This window comes from Deinococcus terrestris, from assembly GCF_009377345.1.
Classification (GTDB): domain Bacteria; phylum Deinococcota; class Deinococci; order Deinococcales; family Deinococcaceae; genus Deinococcus; species Deinococcus terrestris.
In genome coordinates, this window is sequence record NZ_WBSL01000006.1 from 79,442 (window position 1) to 94,686 (window position 15,245).

Genomic DNA, 15,245 nt, shown 5'->3' on the forward strand with positions numbered 1-15,245 from the left:
AAAAACCGCCCCCAGCCCGGAGGCGGGGACGGTCTTGGAACCCGCGCTTAGCGGCGGTCGGTGGTGCTGGTGGTGGTCGTGTGGGTGGCGACGGGCACCGGGCCGGGGCGGTTGCGGCCCAGCAGCCCGAAGAGGCCCGCGAGGCCCAGCAGGCCCCAGGGGAACTGACGGGTGTCGGCCACGCCGTCGTTGTTGGCATCCACCACGCCGTCGTTGTTGGGGTCCACGGCGTCGTTGACGTCCTCGACCGCAGTGTCCACCGCCTCGCCGGTCTCGGTGGCAGCGGTGTCGATCGCCTCGCCAGTCTCTTCAGCGGCCTGGTCCACGTTCTCGCCGAAGTCCTCGGCCACGCCCTCGTCGCCCTCACCGGGGGTACCACCGAAGTCGTCGGTGGTATCCGTCCCAGTGGTGTCGTCCTGCACCTGGAGGTAGCCCGCCGTCGGGGCGGTCGCCAGGGCGGTGGGGGCGGCAAAGATCAGGGCCAGAGTCAGCAGGGTCTTGTTCATGGGTCTCCTTGAGGTCGCTGTGTCAGCAACGGTTGAATTGAGCACAGTCTGAGCGGGCGACATGGCCGGGCGCTGAGTGCGCGTCCATGAGTCCTTCATGTGTGGCTGCCAGTCTCATGAGGCAGAGGTGGCTTCCTGCAGCGCCCGCAGCACATTCGTCATGTGGGTCTCCAGCGCGACCCCCAGTTCCTGCGCTCCCTGCTCAACTTCCTCGCGGTTCACGCCCGCCGCGAACGAACGGGTCTTGAACCGCTTGTTCAGACTGCTGGGTTCCACCCCGCGCACGTCCCGGTCGGGGCGGATCAGGGCCGCCGCCTGCACCAGCCCGGTGAGCTCATCCACGGCGAACAGGGTCCGCGCCAGCCGCGTCTCGCGGGGGACCCTGGTATAGCTCGCGTGGCCCAGGATCGCGTCCAGCACCTCGGCGGGGAGATCGGTGTGCTCCCGCAAGTAGGCCACACCCCAGGTCGGGTGCTCGTCGGGGTGCTGTTCATAGTCGAAGTCGTGCAGCAGGCCGGTGACGCCGTACAGCTCCTCGTCCTCGCCCCAGAAACGGGCATACCAGCGCATCGCGGCTTCCACGTTCAGCATGTGGCGGCGCAGCGACTCGGAGGGGGTGTGGGCCTGCATCAGCGCGAGGGCTTCTTCGCGGGTCATGCGGCAGTGTAGGGCCGAAAAGCGCCGGGCGGGTCGCTGGGTCTGACGCTCGGCTTGACTCTGCTCCAGGGGCAAAATCCAGACTGGAGCGGTGCCCCAGCCGCCCGCACCCCTTCTCAGCCTCGGCCAGTTCACAGGCCTGTCCCGGCTGTCGCCCAAGGCTCTCCGGCTCTCCGACACGCTGGGCCTGCGGCGGCCCGCCCGTGAGGTGTCCCCCTTCAGCCTGCGGGCCAGAGCGCCCGCTGGAGAGCGCCCACCCCCTGACGTGGCGAGCCAGACGGGGCTGCCCCTCAGCCCTGGCCGATGTACCGCGCCCACTCGGGTTGCCAGTGGGCGAACTGGCCGTGGGCGTAGACGCCGAAGGTGGGGGCGCGGGGGCGGGTGCGCAGGGGCATCCCGGCCTCGTCGGGGGTGCGGTTGCCCTTGCGCTGGTTGCAGGGGCGGCAGGCGGTGGTCACGTTCTCCCAGCCATGCCGCCCGCCGCGCGAGCGGGGCAGCACATGGTCGAGGGTCAGGTCCTGCTCCGAGCCGCAGTACTGGCAGGTGTAGGTGTCGCGCCTCAGCACGTTGCGGCGGTTGAAGGGCACCGGGTGCACGCGCGGGCGCCGCACGTAACGCCGCAAGCGGATCACGCTGGGGACCCGCAGCACGGTCGAGGGCGAACGCACCACGTCGCCGCCGATTTCCAGCACCTCCGCGACCCCATACTGCACGAGCGTAATGGCACGCTTGACGCTCGTGACGTGCAGAGGCTCATAGGATGCGTTCAGCACCAGCACGCGCGGTGCGTTGAGGTCGGGGACCACCCGCAGCTCGCGTGCCTCCTTTCCGGTCACGCTCGTGTGTAGGTTCACGCGGAGCATTCTAGAGCGGCCCCCCCGCGCAGATGTTGCGCCAAGTCGCTTAGGGCGGGGGCAGGAAGGGACCACTCACCCCCTCACTGCGCGAGGCCTCTCTCCCAGGGGAGACTCGTAGAGCGGCTTGCCGACTTGCAAAGCTCGGCAGGCAAGGGGCGCTGCGGCAGCAGCGGGGTGAGAGTCCTTTTACCAGCGAAAGCGCTGGGACCGGGCGCTCAGCCCCCCGCGTGCCACCACCCGCGCAGCGCTTCTTCTGTTCCGCCGCGCAGGAGTTCCAGCACCCCGTCGGCCACGTACTGCACAGCCAGGGCGCCCAGCAGTACCCCCAGCACGCGGGTGACCACATGCACGCCCGTCACGCCGATCACGCGGGCGATCTGCCCGGAGAGGCGCAGGGCGAGGTAACACAGCAGCAGCACCACGAAGGTCACGAAAAAGACCGCTGAGAGCAGCGGCAGGCTGCCGTGCGCGTCTCCGGCCAGAATCATGATGCTGGCGAGGGTGCCGGGTCCGGCGATCAGCGGAATGGCGAGCGGAAACACGCTGATGTCCTGACGCTCCTGCGCCTCCTGTTCCTCCTCGGGGGTTTCCTTGGAGCCACTGGGGCGGGCAAACACCATGTCCAGCGCAATCAGGAACAGCAGGATGCCCCCCGCGATCCGGAAGGCGCTGAGGCTGATGCCGAGGTGTTCCAGCAGCGCCCGGCCGAACAGCCCGAACAGCAGAATGATGACCCCGGCGACCAGCGTGGCCTTCATGGCCACCCGCCGCCGCTCGAAGCTGGGGCGGTTTCCGGCCAGCCCGATAAAGATGGGTGCGAGGCCGATCGGGTCCATCACCACCAGCATGGTCAGGAAGGTCTGGAGACTGATGCTGGAGAGTTCCGCCACATTCACCCCCCCAGCCTACCGCCCGCCCCTGGGGAAGCGGACCCGGCCAGTGCCCGTACGCCTCAGCGCCGCACGTTGAGGGTCAGCGTGCCGGTCGCCTCGAAACTCTGTTCCCCCTTCCGCTGCACCCCGCGCACGTTCAGGGTGTAGGTGTTGGCCGGAGTGCTGGGCGAGACGGTTACCCGCAGGGGCACGGTTTCACCAGCGGCAGCCTGCGCCTGCCCGAAAGTGGCGTTTACGCCGGGCGCGGTGGTCTGGCTGCTGAACACGAAGGGGCCGGGGTGCGTCTGCGCCGAGTAGCCGCCCACCCGCGCGGTGAGGTCGAGGGTCGTGCCCGCGTCCACGGTGAGTTCGGCGACCGATTCGCTCTCACGCGACACCACCACGTACCCCCCCGCGCAGCCCGAGGCCCGCAGCACGCCGATGTCCCGCGCCCCCACCGCCAGCGCCGGGAAGAGCGAGGCCACCACCAGCCCCAGCGTCAGCGCGGCCCGGCGGGGGCGGCCCCAGTTCACGGCCGTCAGGGCCAGCCCGCCTGGTCCCAGCAGCAGCGGCGGCAACAGCGCGAGCACCGTGCGGCCCTGGCAGGGGCCGTCCAGCACGGCGAAGCCGACCCCCCGCACCAGCAGCAGCACCAGCGCCCCCAGTCCCCACCCCAGCAGGAAGGCGGGCAGGAAGAAGCGGGGGCGCGGCGCGGCGGCAGGAGCGGTCATCCCGGCAGGCTAGCGCGGAGGGGGCGGGACGGTCTGCCCAGCTAGTCCGTGATCGGAGCCTTGGTTCCGCAGTCGGGGCACACGCCCATGAACTCCAGCCGCACGTCGGTGACCTGAAAGCCCGCGGGCAGGGCGGAGGGCGGCAGCACCGGGACGGCGGCGGCCTCCACGTCGAAGATCGCCCCGCAGCAGCGGCAGACCGCGTGGTGGTGATCGTGGCCCGCGTGCTTGTAGTCGTAGCGGGTGGCCTGCCCCGCCCGCTCGATGGTCACGACCACCCCGTCGCGTACCAAGGCGTCGAGCGTGCGGTAGACCGTGCCCAGGCTGACCTGCGGCAACGCCTCGCGCACCCGGCCATGAATCCACGCGGCGTCCGGGTGTTCGCGCGACTCGCGCAGCACCTCGATCACCGCCTGTCTCTGCCGGGTCTGCCGCACCATCGTCATGTCCCGAAGATAGCAAACGGCCTGAAGTGGGCCTGACGCGGGGATCACGGTTGGCCGTCGCCTCCCTGCCGCCAGGCAACCCGCCTCTCTGAACCCGGTTCATTGCCTTTCGTTCAGCCGATCCTCTAGAACACTGAACGTGCCCGAGCGCCTTCTGCCCCTGCTGACCGACCAGCCCCAGTCCGGGGACGCCCTGGGAGCGCGGCTGGGGGTGAACCGGGTCACCGTGAACACGCTGGCGCGGCGGCTGGAGGGGGAGGGGGTGCCCGTGGTCACTGGCCGCGCCGGGTACGCCCTCGCGCCCGGCACGCCCGCGCCGGGGCTGGTGGCCGTCTCCGGCACCTTCGGGCGGGCGCTGCGCTACCGGGGCACCCTGGGCAGCACCCAGGATGAGGCGCGGGCGTGGGCGGATGACCCTGGAGGCCCCGCTCCGCACGGCGCGGTGGTCGTGGCCGAGCGGCAGACCGCCGGGCGCGGGCGGCGGGGCCGGACCTGGGACACGCCGCACGGCACCCTGGTCTTCAGCGTGCTTTTGCACGGGCCGCTGCCCCTGCCTGACCTCGCCCTCATGCCGCTGGCTGCCGGGGTCGCGCTGCACGCGGCCTGCGAGGTCGGCGGACTGAAGTGGCCCAACGACCTGCTCGCGCCGGATGGCCGCAAGCTCGCCGGAATTCTGCTGGAGGCCGACCTGCGGGGCGAGGAAGCCCGCCGGGCGGTGCTCGGCCTCGGCGTGAACGTGGCCGCCGCCCCGCCCGGCGCCGCCGGGCTGCACGAGTTCCGGCCGGGGCTGACCCGCGCCGCGCTGCTCTCGCGCCTGCTGGCCGAGCTGGAGCGCTGGCTCTCAGCCCCGCCGGACGAGGTGCTCGCCGCGTGGCGCCGCTCCAACCTCACCCTGGGCCGCGAGGTCCGGGTCAAGGCGGCGCGGGGCGAGGTGTCGGGCACCGCCCTCGATCTGGACGCGGGGGGCAGCCTCCTCGTCCGCCTTCCTGGCGGCTCCACCGTCCCTGTCCACGCGGGCGACGTGCAACTCGTCGGTTCCCTTCAAGCCCCTTCCCGTCCCCAGGAGGACACCCCATGACTCAACTTGCTCATCCCACCCTCGCCCGCACGCTCGTGCCCCGCTCCAGCCTCGTCCGTGACGCCGCGCTCGTCCTCGGGGGCGCGGCCCTCGTCGCCCTCGTCGCGCAGGTCGAGATTCCCCTGCGGCCCGTGCCGGTCACCCTCCAGACCCTGGCGGTGCTGCTGGTGGGCGCGGCGCTGGGCTGGAAACGGGGCTTCGCGGCGCTCGCGGTCTACCTGGTGGCGGGTGCGGCGGGCCTGCCCGTGTTCTCCGGCGGCACCGGCACCCTCCTGAATGCTGAGGGCGCCCTGCGCCCCAGCCTCGGCTTTCTGCTGAGCTACCCCTTTGCCGCCGCGCTGGTGGGCGGGCTGGTGCAGCGCTACGCCCTGGACCGCCAGCCCGCCGGGGCTGCCCTCGCCATGCTCGCGGCCAGTGGGGTGATCTACGCCTTCGGCCTGACCGGTCTGGGGCTGCTCACGGGGCTGAGGGGAGAAGCCCTGCTGACGGCGGGCCTGACCCCCTTCCTGGTCGGGGACGCCCTCAAGATCGGCCTCGCGGCGCTGCTGCTGCCGGGAGCGTGGGCGCTGGTGCGGCGGCGCTGAGCTGAAGGAAGGCTGCGCTGAGGGAAGTTGGGAAGGGCGGGCGGCTCCGGGGGAGGGAGGCCCGCCTTTTTGCTGGGCTGCTGGCGAGGAGAGACCCCTCACCCCCTCGCTGTGCGAGGCCCCTCTCCCCCTGGGAGAGGGGACGAAAAACCCCTCTCCGAGTGGAGAGGGGTGCTGCGGCAGCAGCGGGGTGAGGGGTCCTTCCTACGCTTCCGCCTCCTCCACTACGCGGTGGGGGGCCAGCGTGTCCTGACGCTTGCGCCAGCGGGCCGAGTGGCCGAAGGGGTTGGAGAGGGGGTCCACGGCCATCTCGCGGGCGGTGCGGGGTCCCTGGGTGCTGCGGGCGAGCGTGCGCAGGTCGGCCTTGGGGCGGCGGTCCTCGTACAGCAGGCCGTTTTTCTCCTGGAAGGTGTCGGCGAGCTGGGTGTAACAGAAGCCCGAGAGCCCCTCGCAGGAGTGGATCACCGAGAGCAGCAGCGAGTAGTCGCTCAGAAAGGCCGTCTCGCTCTGCGACTGGCTGTAGCCCCAGCCGCTCTGGCGTCCCGGAATGTACGCGATGCCGCCGAACTCGGAGAGGATCACGGGCAGCCCGGCTTCGGGGAGGTGGCCCAGCGTGAGCAGGCGGTCGGCGGGCTGCTGGTGTTCGAGGGTCTGGTGGGTGCTCTCGGAAGTCCCGTAGCGGCGCCGCAGCATCTCGGGGTCGTCGGCATAGTCGTGGATGGTGAGTAGGTCGGTGGCGGTGTGCTCCCAGCCGTCGTTACCAATCACCGGGCGGCCCGGGTCCAGCGTCTTGGTGAGGTGGTAGAGCGCCCGCACGTAGTCGCGGTGGGCGGGGTTGTTGGGCAGGTCGGGCACCCCCCACGACTCGTTGAAGGGCACCCACGCCACGATGCAGGGGTGCGACATGTCGCGCTCCAGCACTTCCAGCCACTCGCGCGTGAGCCTACCGACCGCCTCGGGCGTGAAGCGGTAGGGGCTGGGCATCTCCTCCCACACCAGCAGGCCCAGCACGTCGCACCAGTACAGCCAGCGGGGGTTCTCGATCTTCTGGTGCTTGCGGGCACCGTTGAAGCCGAGTTGCCGCGCCAGCTCCACGTCGCGGCGCAGCTCCTCGTCGGTGGCGGCGAGCAGACCTTCCGGCCAGTAGCCCTGGTCCAGCACCATCCGCAGGTAGTAGGGCCGCCCGTTGAGCAGGAAGCGGTTGCCGGAGACGCCCACCGACCGCAGCGCCGTATAGCTCTGCACCCGGTCGAGCAGCACCTCGCCGCGCCACAGCTCCACCACGGCCCCCAGCAGTTGCGGGTGCCCCGGACTCCACAGCAGTTCGTTGCGGAAGTCGTCGATGCCGGGGTCGGCCAGCGAGAGCTGCCGGGCCATGTGGCTATGGGTCGCGGCGTAGCGGTCGTCGATCAGCAGTTCGTCGCCGCGCCACAGCCGCACCCGCAGGGTCAGGTCCGGCCCCAGCTCCCCGCTGATGATCGCCCGCACCCCGATCTGCCAGCGCTGCATGTCGCTGGTCCAGGTCAGGCGCTCCAGGTAGGTGTCCGGCACCGGCTCCAGCCACACGGGTTGCCAGATGCCGGTCGTGCGGGGATACCAGATCGAGTGCGGCTCGCGCTGCCAGTCCTGCTTGCCGCGCGGCTGGGTCAGGTCGTGGGGGTCGTCCTCGGCCCGCACCACGATCTCCAGGGTGGGGCTGAAGGCCGCCTGCCGGGTCACCTCCGCCGTGAAGGGCGTGTGCCCCCCCTCATGCTCGGCCACCAGCTCGCCGTTAACCCACACGCGGGCGCGGTAGTCCACCGCCCCGAAGTGCAGCAGCAGCCTTCCGACCCGCTCGTGGGTGTCCAGCGTCACCGTGCGGCCGTACCACACCACCCGGTGAAAGCCCTCATCGTGAATCCCGCTGCGTTGGCTCTCGGGCGGGTAGGGCACCACGATCTCGCGGTCGAAAATCACTTCCTCGGGGTGCGACCACTGCGCGGCGTCGTCAAAAGCAAAGCGCCACGAACCGCTCAGGTCGCGCCAGTGCTCGCGCTCCAGCAGCGGGGTGGGGTGGGTGGAATAGGGCACGCGGGAACTCCTGGGGTGGGGGAGCGGGGGCAGGGCCGGTGGGCGGACAGATGAGAGATGGTCCACGCTACACGGTCTGGCGTGAGGGAGTAGGGGATGGGTTACGGGGTGGGCGAGCCACGAAAAAGCCCCACCTTCACTCGGGTGGGGGCTTCGTCTTGGGGCGGGTTGTGGGTGTGCTCCCGTGCGGAGACCCCGCCCGAAGGATGGCCCCAGTGTGGCCGCCCGGCCCCAGCGGGGGCATCCGCCGAAAGGGGGAGGAGCGGGTAGGGGAGATGGCGGGGCACCTCCCCACGCAAAACGCCCCCACCCGACTTCCGGGCAGGGGCGCTGACGGCGAATGCTGTCGGCTTATTCCGCGACGGCGGGCACGCTCGTTGCCGGGGCCACGTCCCCGGTGCGGCCTTCCTTGATGCTCGCCAGCACGCGCTCGCGGATCTCGGCTTCCAGCTCGGGGCGCTCGGCGATGTATGCGATGGCCTTTTCCTTGCCCTGGCCGATGCGGTCCTCGCCGTAGGAGTAAAAGGACCCCGCCTTCTTGATGATGTCCATGTCGGACGCCAGCGTCACGAGGTCGGAGAGCTGATCGAAGCCCTTGCCGTACACCAGCGTCAGCTCGACTTCCTTGAAGGGCGCGGCAACCTTGTTCTTCACAGTCTTGACCTTGACGGTGTTCGCTACGGCGTCGTTGCCGACCTTGACCGGCTGACCGATCTTGCGGACGTCGAGGCGCACGCTGGAGTAGAACTTCAGTGCCCGGCCGCCCGTGGTGGTTTCGGGGTTGCCGTACATCACGCCGATCTTCTCGCGCACCTGGTTGATGAAGATGGCGGCGGTACCCGTCTTGGACAGGATCGCGGTCAGCTTGCGCAGCGCCTGGCTCATCAGCCGGGCCTGAAGGCCGGGCAGCGAGTCGCCCATCTCGCCCTCGATCTCGGCGCGGGGGGTCAGCGCGGCGACCGAGTCCACGACAACCACGTCAATCGCGCCCGAACGCACCAGCAGCTCCATGATCTCCAGCGCCTGCTCGCCGTTGTCGGGCTGCGAGACGAGCAGCTCGTCGGTGCTCACGCCGAGGCTGCGGGCATACACCGGGTCCAGCGCGTGCTCGGCGTCGATGAAGGCGCACGTGCCGCCCGCCTTCTGCGCCTGCGCGATGATGGAGAGCGCCAGCGTGGTCTTGCCGCCCGACTCGGGGCCGTAGATTTCGGTGATGCGCCCGCGCGGAATGCCGCCCACGCCCAGCGCGAGGTCGAGGCTGAGGCTGCCGGTGCTCACGGCCTGCACGTCGAGCTTGCTCTCGGCGCCCAGCCGCATGATCGACCCCTTGCCAAAGGCCTTCTCGATCTGGGTCATGGCCGTTTCGATGGCCTTGGAGCGTTCCTTGCTGTCGCCGGGGGTGCCGAAGTCCTTGGGGTTGTCCTTGCTCATGGGGTCTCCTGGGAGGGGGAAGGGGCGGAGGGGGTCATTTCCTCGCTGACTGCTGGTGGCTGGCCGTTGGCCGCTCCGCGCAATCGGAAGGTGCTCACGGTGTCGTAGATCGGGCCGGTCTTACGGAGGGTGCTGCGAATCAGCGCCATATTCCCTGCCTGCCAGCCCAGATCGAAGAGGAGCGGCGAAACACGCGGCGCCGGACCCTTCTTGCGGGCCAGCGTGACGTGCGCCTTGAAGGGGAGGTCGTCGGTGGCGATGCCCAGCTCTTTCAGGCCCACCCGCAACTCGGCAGCCAGCTCGTTCAGGCCCTCGGCCTCGGCCTTCACGAACCAGACGCGCGGGCTGCCCTCGTTGGGAAAGTAGCCGGTGCCGCGCAGCCGCACCTGCATGGGGGGAAGGTGCTCGGTGAGCCGCGTGCCCAGCCGCTTGAGGTCGGCCACCCGGTCCGGCGGCACGGCGGGCAGATACGCCAGGGTGATGTGCAGTTGGTCCGCCCGCACCGCCCGCCAGTTGCCGCGCAGGTGCCGCTGCGACTCCGCCAGGGGCGTCGACACGTCGCCAGGCACCTTGAAGGCGAAGAAGAGACGGAGGGTCTGGGAGGCCTGATGTTCGCCCGTGGTGCGCGAGGGGGCAGGACGGGGCTTGGAATCTGGCCGGGGAGTCTCGGTTTTGACCTTGATGTCCTCCGCGGGCGGCGCGGCGGGCCTGGGCGTCTTGCGAATCTTCATGCGCCCACCGCCGGGGAGCGCAGCACGCGCAGGGCCAGCGCGAGCGCTGCAACCGCCGCCCGCTCCCGAATCTGCGCGGCGTCGCCGGGCCAGTCCAGCGTCCGGACCTCGGCCCGCTCCCCGTCGCTGAGGGCGACGAAGGTGCGGCCTGCGCCCTCGCCCTTAGCGGCGGTCACAACGGCGAGGCCCACGTCCGCGCCCAGGTGTTCCCGCGCTCCGGCGGCGAGTTCCAGGGCGGCGGGTTCGCTCACGACCCCGTGGTCGCGCAGGGTGACTGGGGTCAGGCCCAGCGTGATCAGCCGGGCGTGGTCCACCGTGACGGCGGCGTCCAGAAAGCCGGGTTCGTCGGCCAGCAGCGAGGACAGCGCCCCGCCGCTTCCGGCCTCGATCACGCCCAGGGTGCGCCCGGCGAGAGCGCCGGTCACCGCTCCGGCCAGCGTGTCACCGTCTTCGCCCCACAGCCAGCGGGCCAGCCGCTCACGCACGGTCGTCAGCACCGGGGCGGCGAGGGCCTGCGCGTCCTCCAACGTCGGCGCACTTGCGGCCACCCGCACGTCCACCCCGGTCTTGCGGGCGTAGGTGGCGACGCTGGGATTGGCCGCCCGCGTCAGCTCGCCCAGCAGCTCGGCCACGTTGCTCTCCCCGATGCCCTGGGTGTGCAGGGTGACCGCGTGCAGCGCCGAATCCGGCAGGGGCAGCCGGGGCAGCACCTGCTCGCGCCACATCCGGTGCATCTCGCGCGGGGGGCCGGGCAGGGCGACGATGAAGCGGTCCCGGCCCTCCACCTGCGTCCGCACGAACCACCCCGGCGCGGTGCCGACCGGGTTGGGCAGCGCTTCCGCCGAGGGAATCAGCCACGCCTGCTTGCGGTTGACCTGCGGCATGACCCGGCCCCGGCTGGAATACAGACCCTCCAGCCACGCGATCAGGTTCGGGTCCTCCTGCGGCGTTTCATTCAGCACGGCGGCAATCGCCTCCCGCGTGAGGTCGTCGTCGGTGGGGCCGAGGCCACCGCCCATGATCACAATGTCGGCGCGGGAGAGGGCCAGCCGCAGGCCCTCAGACACCCGGCCCAGGTTGTCGCCCAGCACCGTCTTGCGGTGCAGCGTGACGCCCCGCCCGGCGAGTTCGCGGGCGAGAAAGGCGGCGTTGCTGTCGACGATTTCGCCGAACAGCAGCTCCGTTCCCACGCTGATAATTTCTGCTAGCAGCATAACAACCTCGGCTGAGTATAGGCGATAGCGAAGCTGTATACCAGGGGGATCACGGCCCGAGTGTAGGGGGTAGCAGGCGGGAACTGCGGGAGTATGGCCCCCATCTCCGTGCGGGGGTCATAGTGGAGACCGTGACGACGACTCCAGCTTCGACGGGCGGGTTCCTCGACCGCTACTTCGGCATTCGGGCGGCGGGCAGCACGGTGGGCACCGAGGTGCGGGCGGGCCTCACCACCTTTCTGACCATGAGCTATGTGCTGTTCGTAAATCCGCAGATTCTCAGCACGGCGATCCAGGTCCCGAACGCCTTCGTGCAACTGCTGATGACCACCGCCATCGCCGCCGCGTTCGGTTCGCTGGCGATGGGGCTGGTGGCGAAGTACCCCTTCGCGCAGGCCCCCGGCATGGGCCTGAACGCCTTTTTCGCCTTCACGGTGGTGGGCGGGCTGGGCGTGCCGTGGCAGACGGCACTGGGGGCGGTGTTCATCTCCGGCGTGCTGTTCGTGCTGCTCAGCGTGCTCGGCGCCCGGCAGGCCATCGTGCGGGCGATTCCCAATGTGCTGAAGTTCTCCATCACGGCGGGGATCGGGGCCTTTCTCGCCTTTATCGGGTTGCGGAATGCCGGGATCGTGGTGGCGAACGAGGCCACCCTGGTCGGCCTGGGCCGCCTGACTGCCGCGCCATCGGTGGTGGCGCTCACTGGACTCGTCATCACGGCGGCGCTGCTGGCCCGGCGGGTCAAGGGGGCGATCCTGTGGGGCATCCTGGCGGCGACCGTGCTCGCCATCGCGCTTCAGCTTCCGGTGTACGTGGGGGCGAACGGGCAGTCGGTGCCCTTCAGCGGCTTTACCGGGCGCTTCCTGGGCATCTTCGACACCCCGGTGTGGCCCGCCTCGCTCGTCGGGCAGCTCGACATCACGGGGGCGCTGGGGCTGGGGCTGCTGAGCGTGGTCTTCACCTTCTTCTTCGTGGACTTCTTCGACGCGACCGGAACCCTGACGGGGCTGGCGCAAAAGGCGGGGTACCTCAACGAGCAGGGCGACATGCCCCGCGCCCGCCGGGTCTTTGCGATGGACGGCCTCGCGGCGATGTTCGGGGCCTTGATGGGCACCTCGACCACCACCGCCTACGTGGAGTCGGCGTCGGGCATCGAGGACGGGGGCCGCACCGGGCTGACCGCCGTGGTGGTGGGGGTGCTGTTTCTTCTCGCCATGTTCCTGTGGCCGCTGGCGAGCGCGATTCCCGCCGCCGCGACCGCCCCCGCGCTGATTCTGGTCGGGGCGCTGATGCTGGAGGGCCTGCGCCACGTGAACTGGGACGACGTGACCGAGAGCATCCCGGCTTTCCTGACCATCATCGCCATGCCGCTGACCTTTTCCATCGCCAATGGGGTGAGCTGGGGGGTGATCAGCCTGTGCGGAATCAAGCTGCTGTCGGGCCGGGGCCGCGAGGTGCATCCCATCCTGTACGGGGTGGCGGCGCTGCTGCTGGCGCGGTACATCTGGCTGGCGGAGTAGGGGTGGCGGGAACGGAAGGGGCGTCCGGAGGGGCGCCTTTTTCGCGTGTGGTTGGACGGAACCTGCCCCCCCTCACCCCCTGGCCGCGACCTCACGGCTACACTGATTGAGTGAAGGGCACAGAAGCGGGGCGCGGCGTGAGGTGGACCGAAAAATCTCGGTGGGGACGGCGGTTCGGCTGTCCTGACCTCGCCTGCTCTGCTCGCCCGGAGGGGCCAGCATGAGCGCCATCTACCAGCGTGCCCGGCCCATCCGCTGGGATCAGGTGGTGGGCCAGGAACACGTCAAGGACGTGCTGAAAACCGCGCTGGAGCAGGGGCGGGTGGGGCACGCTTACCTGTTCTCCGGGCCGCGCGGGGTGGGCAAGACGACCACCGCGAGGCTCATCGCCATGACCGCCAACTGCACCGGTCCGTTGCCGAAGCCCTGCGGCGAGTGCGAGAGCTGCCTCGCCGTGAGAAACGGCTCGCACCCCGACGTGCTGGAAATCGACGCCGCGTCGAACAACTCGGTGGACGACGTGCGCGACCTGCGGGAGAAAGTCGGCCTGGCGGCCATGCGCGGCGGCAAAAAGATCTACATTCTGGACGAGGCGCACATGATGAGCCGGGCGGCCTTCAACGCTCTCCTCAAGACGCTGGAGGAGCCGCCCGGCCACGTCATCTTCATCCTGGCGACGACTGAGCCGGAAAAGATCATTCCGACCATCCTCTCACGCTGCCAGCACTACCGGTTCCGCCGCCTGACGCCGGAGGAAATTGCCGGGAAGCTCGCGGGGCTGGTAAGCCGGGAGGGCATGACCGCCGAGCCGGAGGCCCTGAACCTGATCGGGCGGCTGGCCGACGGCGCCATGCGCGACGGCGAGAGCCTGCTGGAGCGGATGCTGGCGGCAGGCACGGCGGTCACGCGGGCGGCGGTGGAGGACACCCTGGGCCTGCCCCCCGGGGAGCGGGTGCGCGGCATCGCAAGGGCGCTGGTGCTGGGGGACGCGGCGACGGCCCTCCAGGGTGCGGCGGCGCTCTACCGCGAGGGCTTCGCGGCGCGGACGGTGGTCGAGGGGCTGGTCGCGGCCTTCGCAGACGCCCTGCACGCCGAACTGGGGCTGGAGGGCGAGGCGCTGGAGGGGGCCGACGTGCCCCGGCTGCTGAGACTGCAAGCCGCGCTGGACGAGCAGGATTCGCGCTTTGCCCGTTCCGCCGACGGCCTGAGCCTGGAACTGGCCCTGACCCATGCCCTCCTCGCGGCGGATGGGGGAGGGGGAAATGCGGTCCCGGCAGGAGCGGCCGCTGCCCCCGCCCTTCCCGCCGATGTGACCCAGCGCCTGAGCCGCCTGGAGCGCGAGTTGGCCGAGTTGCGGAGTGCGGGGGTGCGGGTGTCCCCGGCGCCGACCCAGGAAGCTCCGGCCCCCCAGCCTGGGGCGCGGCGTTCCGCTCCGGCAGCACCCTCGCCCGCTCAGGAGGCCCCGGCGTCCACCCCGGCCCCCGCTCCCGCCCCCGTGCAGGGCAACTGGGCGGACGTGACCCGGCAGGCGTCCATGCAGCTCCGGGCCTTTCTCAAGCCCGCCCGGATGCACGCCGAACCCGGCTACGTGAGCCTGAGCTACGACGAGAAGAACGCCTTCCACGCCAAGCAGATCGCCTCCAAGTTTGACGAGGTGGCGGCGCTGGTGCTCAAGGTCTTCGGCCCGGTCACCTTTGAACTCGTCGCGCCGGAGGGCGGGCGGCGGGTGCGGCTGGGCGGGGGTGGCGGGGACGGTCCGGGGCCGGGAGGCGGGGGTGGGGGAGGAGGCGTGTCGCCGTCCCCCACTCCAGCGCCTGCCAGTCCCCCTCCAGCGCGGGCTGCGGCGCCAAAAGCGGACATCCCTGCCTTTGACCCGGCTCCCCGCCCCCGCGCCACACGGGGGCCGGACTTCGCCCCGGTGGAACGGGCGGCCCCGGAAAAGTCTGTTTCCCAGACCGCGCCCCAGGCCCGTGCCGCGACCGCCACCCTGGACGCGCCGCCCGCTGCCGGGCTGCGCCCCGCCCCGCCCCCCAGCCCCGACGACGTGGCCCCTGCGCCACTGGCCGAGCCTGCGCCCGCCCCCTGGGAGGACGACCACGCCGCCGACCCACCCCCACCGCCTGCCGACGCGCAGGCTGGGGACCGGCTGGCCCCGCCGGGCGCCGCCCGCGAGCTGTATGTCGTGGAGGAAGTGACCCAGGAACCCGACTGGGACGACATCGGTGGGTCGGTGGATGGGCCGCCGCCTTCGCTGGAGGCCGCTCCCTTCGCGGACGTGGTGCCTGCCCGTCCCACGCCCACCCCGCGCCCGACGGCCCCGGCTCCCGCGCCCGCCCAGGCTGCCCCCTCCCGCCCCGGCGACATCCGCGCCCACCCGCTGTACGAGGAGATCAAGGGCCGATTCTCCGGCCGCGTGCGCGAGATCGGCAAGAACCGCCGCGTTCAGGCCCAAGCTGCCGCCGCCGACGGCAACGCCCCCGACGATGAGGGTGAAGGCGCCGAAGCCCAGGCCTAGCACCGCGGGTGCCACCTTCACCCGCCTGCCCCGGCC

General features: G+C 71.0%; 14 protein-coding genes. 4 read left to right on the plus strand and 10 right to left on the minus strand.

What is annotated here, in order from left to right; all coding sequences use genetic code 11:
- Positions 1 to 47 precede the first annotated feature (47 nt).
- The 6 genes from F8S09_RS12670 to F8S09_RS12695 form a co-directional block, all read right to left on the minus strand.
- Positions 48 to 506, minus strand: a complete 459-nt coding sequence (locus F8S09_RS12670) for a hypothetical protein (protein ID WP_152871851.1) — start codon at positions 504 to 506, stop codon at positions 48 to 50.
- 114 nt (positions 507 to 620) lie between these two features.
- Positions 621 to 1,163 carry an HD domain-containing protein gene (locus F8S09_RS12675; protein WP_152871852.1) on the minus strand — a complete coding sequence of 181 codons (543 nt, stop codon included), beginning with the start codon at positions 1,161 to 1,163 and terminating at the stop codon, positions 621 to 623.
- Between the two features lie 290 nt (positions 1,164 to 1,453).
- Entirely contained in the window at positions 1,454 to 2,026 is a 573-nt protein-coding gene (locus F8S09_RS12680) for an HNH endonuclease (RefSeq protein ID WP_152871853.1), read from the minus strand.
- 209 nt (positions 2,027 to 2,235) lie between these two features.
- Complete coding sequence (locus F8S09_RS12685) at positions 2,236 to 2,916, minus strand: MarC family protein (RefSeq protein WP_322618803.1); 681 nt, start codon at positions 2,914 to 2,916, stop codon at positions 2,236 to 2,238.
- A 56-nt stretch (positions 2,917 to 2,972) separates the two neighbouring features.
- The gene (locus tag F8S09_RS12690) at positions 2,973 to 3,623 is read right to left on the minus strand and encodes a hypothetical protein (RefSeq protein ID WP_152871854.1); all 651 of its coding nucleotides are present in this window, start codon (positions 3,621 to 3,623) and stop codon (positions 2,973 to 2,975) included.
- 41 nt (positions 3,624 to 3,664) lie between these two features.
- A complete protein-coding gene (locus F8S09_RS12695; protein WP_152871855.1) occupies positions 3,665 to 4,069 on the minus strand; it encodes a Fur family transcriptional regulator in 405 nt (134 codons plus the stop codon).
- A 139-nt stretch (positions 4,070 to 4,208) separates the two neighbouring features.
- On the opposite strand from F8S09_RS12695, the gene F8S09_RS12700 reads away from it, so the two are divergent.
- Positions 4,209 to 5,147 carry a biotin--[acetyl-CoA-carboxylase] ligase gene (locus tag F8S09_RS12700; protein WP_322618804.1) on the plus strand — a complete coding sequence of 313 codons (939 nt, stop codon included), beginning with the start codon at positions 4,209 to 4,211 and terminating at the stop codon, positions 5,145 to 5,147.
- The gene (locus F8S09_RS12705) at positions 5,144 to 5,731 is read left to right on the plus strand and encodes a biotin transporter BioY (RefSeq protein ID WP_152871857.1); all 588 of its coding nucleotides are present in this window, start codon (positions 5,144 to 5,146) and stop codon (positions 5,729 to 5,731) included. The genes F8S09_RS12700 and F8S09_RS12705 overlap by 4 nt, the downstream gene beginning before the upstream one ends.
- Before the next feature lie 204 nt (positions 5,732 to 5,935).
- Here the strand turns inward: F8S09_RS12705 and F8S09_RS12710 are convergent, their stop codons facing one another.
- The 4 genes from F8S09_RS12710 to F8S09_RS12725 form a co-directional block, all read right to left on the minus strand.
- On the minus strand, positions 5,936 to 7,801 hold the full coding sequence (locus tag F8S09_RS12710; protein WP_322618805.1) for a glycoside hydrolase family 2 TIM barrel-domain containing protein: 1,866 nt from the start codon (positions 7,799 to 7,801) through the stop codon (positions 5,936 to 5,938).
- A gap of 351 nt (positions 7,802 to 8,152) precedes the next feature.
- The gene (recA, locus tag F8S09_RS12715) at positions 8,153 to 9,232 is read right to left on the minus strand and encodes a recombinase RecA (RefSeq protein ID WP_152871858.1); all 1,080 of its coding nucleotides are present in this window, start codon (positions 9,230 to 9,232) and stop codon (positions 8,153 to 8,155) included.
- Positions 9,229 to 9,963 carry an RNA 2',3'-cyclic phosphodiesterase gene (gene thpR, locus F8S09_RS12720; protein ID WP_152871859.1) on the minus strand — a complete coding sequence of 245 codons (735 nt, stop codon included), beginning with the start codon at positions 9,961 to 9,963 and terminating at the stop codon, positions 9,229 to 9,231. Before thpR ends, recA begins: the two co-directional genes overlap by 4 nt.
- Positions 9,960 to 11,177 carry a CinA family nicotinamide mononucleotide deamidase-related protein gene (locus F8S09_RS12725; protein ID WP_152871860.1) on the minus strand — a complete coding sequence of 406 codons (1,218 nt, stop codon included), beginning with the start codon at positions 11,175 to 11,177 and terminating at the stop codon, positions 9,960 to 9,962. Before F8S09_RS12725 ends, thpR begins: the two co-directional genes overlap by 4 nt.
- Positions 11,178 to 11,308: 131 nt before the next feature.
- Between F8S09_RS12725 and F8S09_RS12730 the strand changes: the two genes are divergently transcribed.
- Positions 11,309 to 12,694, plus strand: a complete 1,386-nt coding sequence (locus tag F8S09_RS12730) for an NCS2 family permease (protein ID WP_322618806.1) — start codon at positions 11,309 to 11,311, stop codon at positions 12,692 to 12,694.
- A 220-nt stretch (positions 12,695 to 12,914) separates the two neighbouring features.
- The gene (gene dnaX, locus F8S09_RS12735) at positions 12,915 to 15,209 is read left to right on the plus strand and encodes a DNA polymerase III subunit gamma/tau (protein WP_152871862.1); all 2,295 of its coding nucleotides are present in this window, start codon (positions 12,915 to 12,917) and stop codon (positions 15,207 to 15,209) included.
- Positions 15,210 to 15,245 lie beyond the last annotated feature (36 nt).

Coding starts and splice junctions, on each gene's coding strand:
- F8S09_RS12695 (WP_152871855.1), bottom strand. CDS start 4,069: ATGACGATGGTGCGGCAGACCCGGCAGAGACAGGCGGTGATCGAGGTG.
- recA (WP_152871858.1), bottom strand. CDS start 9,232: ATGAGCAAGGACAACCCCAAGGACTTCGGCACCCCCGGCGACAGCAAG.
- F8S09_RS12705 (WP_152871857.1), top strand. CDS start 5,144: ATGACTCAACTTGCTCATCCCACCCTCGCCCGCACGCTCGTGCCCCGC.
- F8S09_RS12675 (WP_152871852.1), bottom strand. CDS start 1,163: ATGACCCGCGAAGAAGCCCTCGCGCTGATGCAGGCCCACACCCCCTCC.
- F8S09_RS12725 (WP_152871860.1), bottom strand. CDS start 11,177: ATGCTGCTAGCAGAAATTATCAGCGTGGGAACGGAGCTGCTGTTCGGC.
- F8S09_RS12690 (WP_152871854.1), bottom strand. CDS start 3,623: ATGACCGCTCCTGCCGCCGCGCCGCGCCCCCGCTTCTTCCTGCCCGCC.
- F8S09_RS12670 (WP_152871851.1), bottom strand. CDS start 506: ATGAACAAGACCCTGCTGACTCTGGCCCTGATCTTTGCCGCCCCCACC.
- F8S09_RS12680 (WP_152871853.1), bottom strand. CDS start 2,026: ATGCTCCGCGTGAACCTACACACGAGCGTGACCGGAAAGGAGGCACGC.
- thpR (WP_152871859.1), bottom strand. CDS start 9,963: ATGAAGATTCGCAAGACGCCCAGGCCCGCCGCGCCGCCCGCGGAGGAC.
- dnaX (WP_152871862.1), top strand. CDS start 12,915: ATGAGCGCCATCTACCAGCGTGCCCGGCCCATCCGCTGGGATCAGGTG.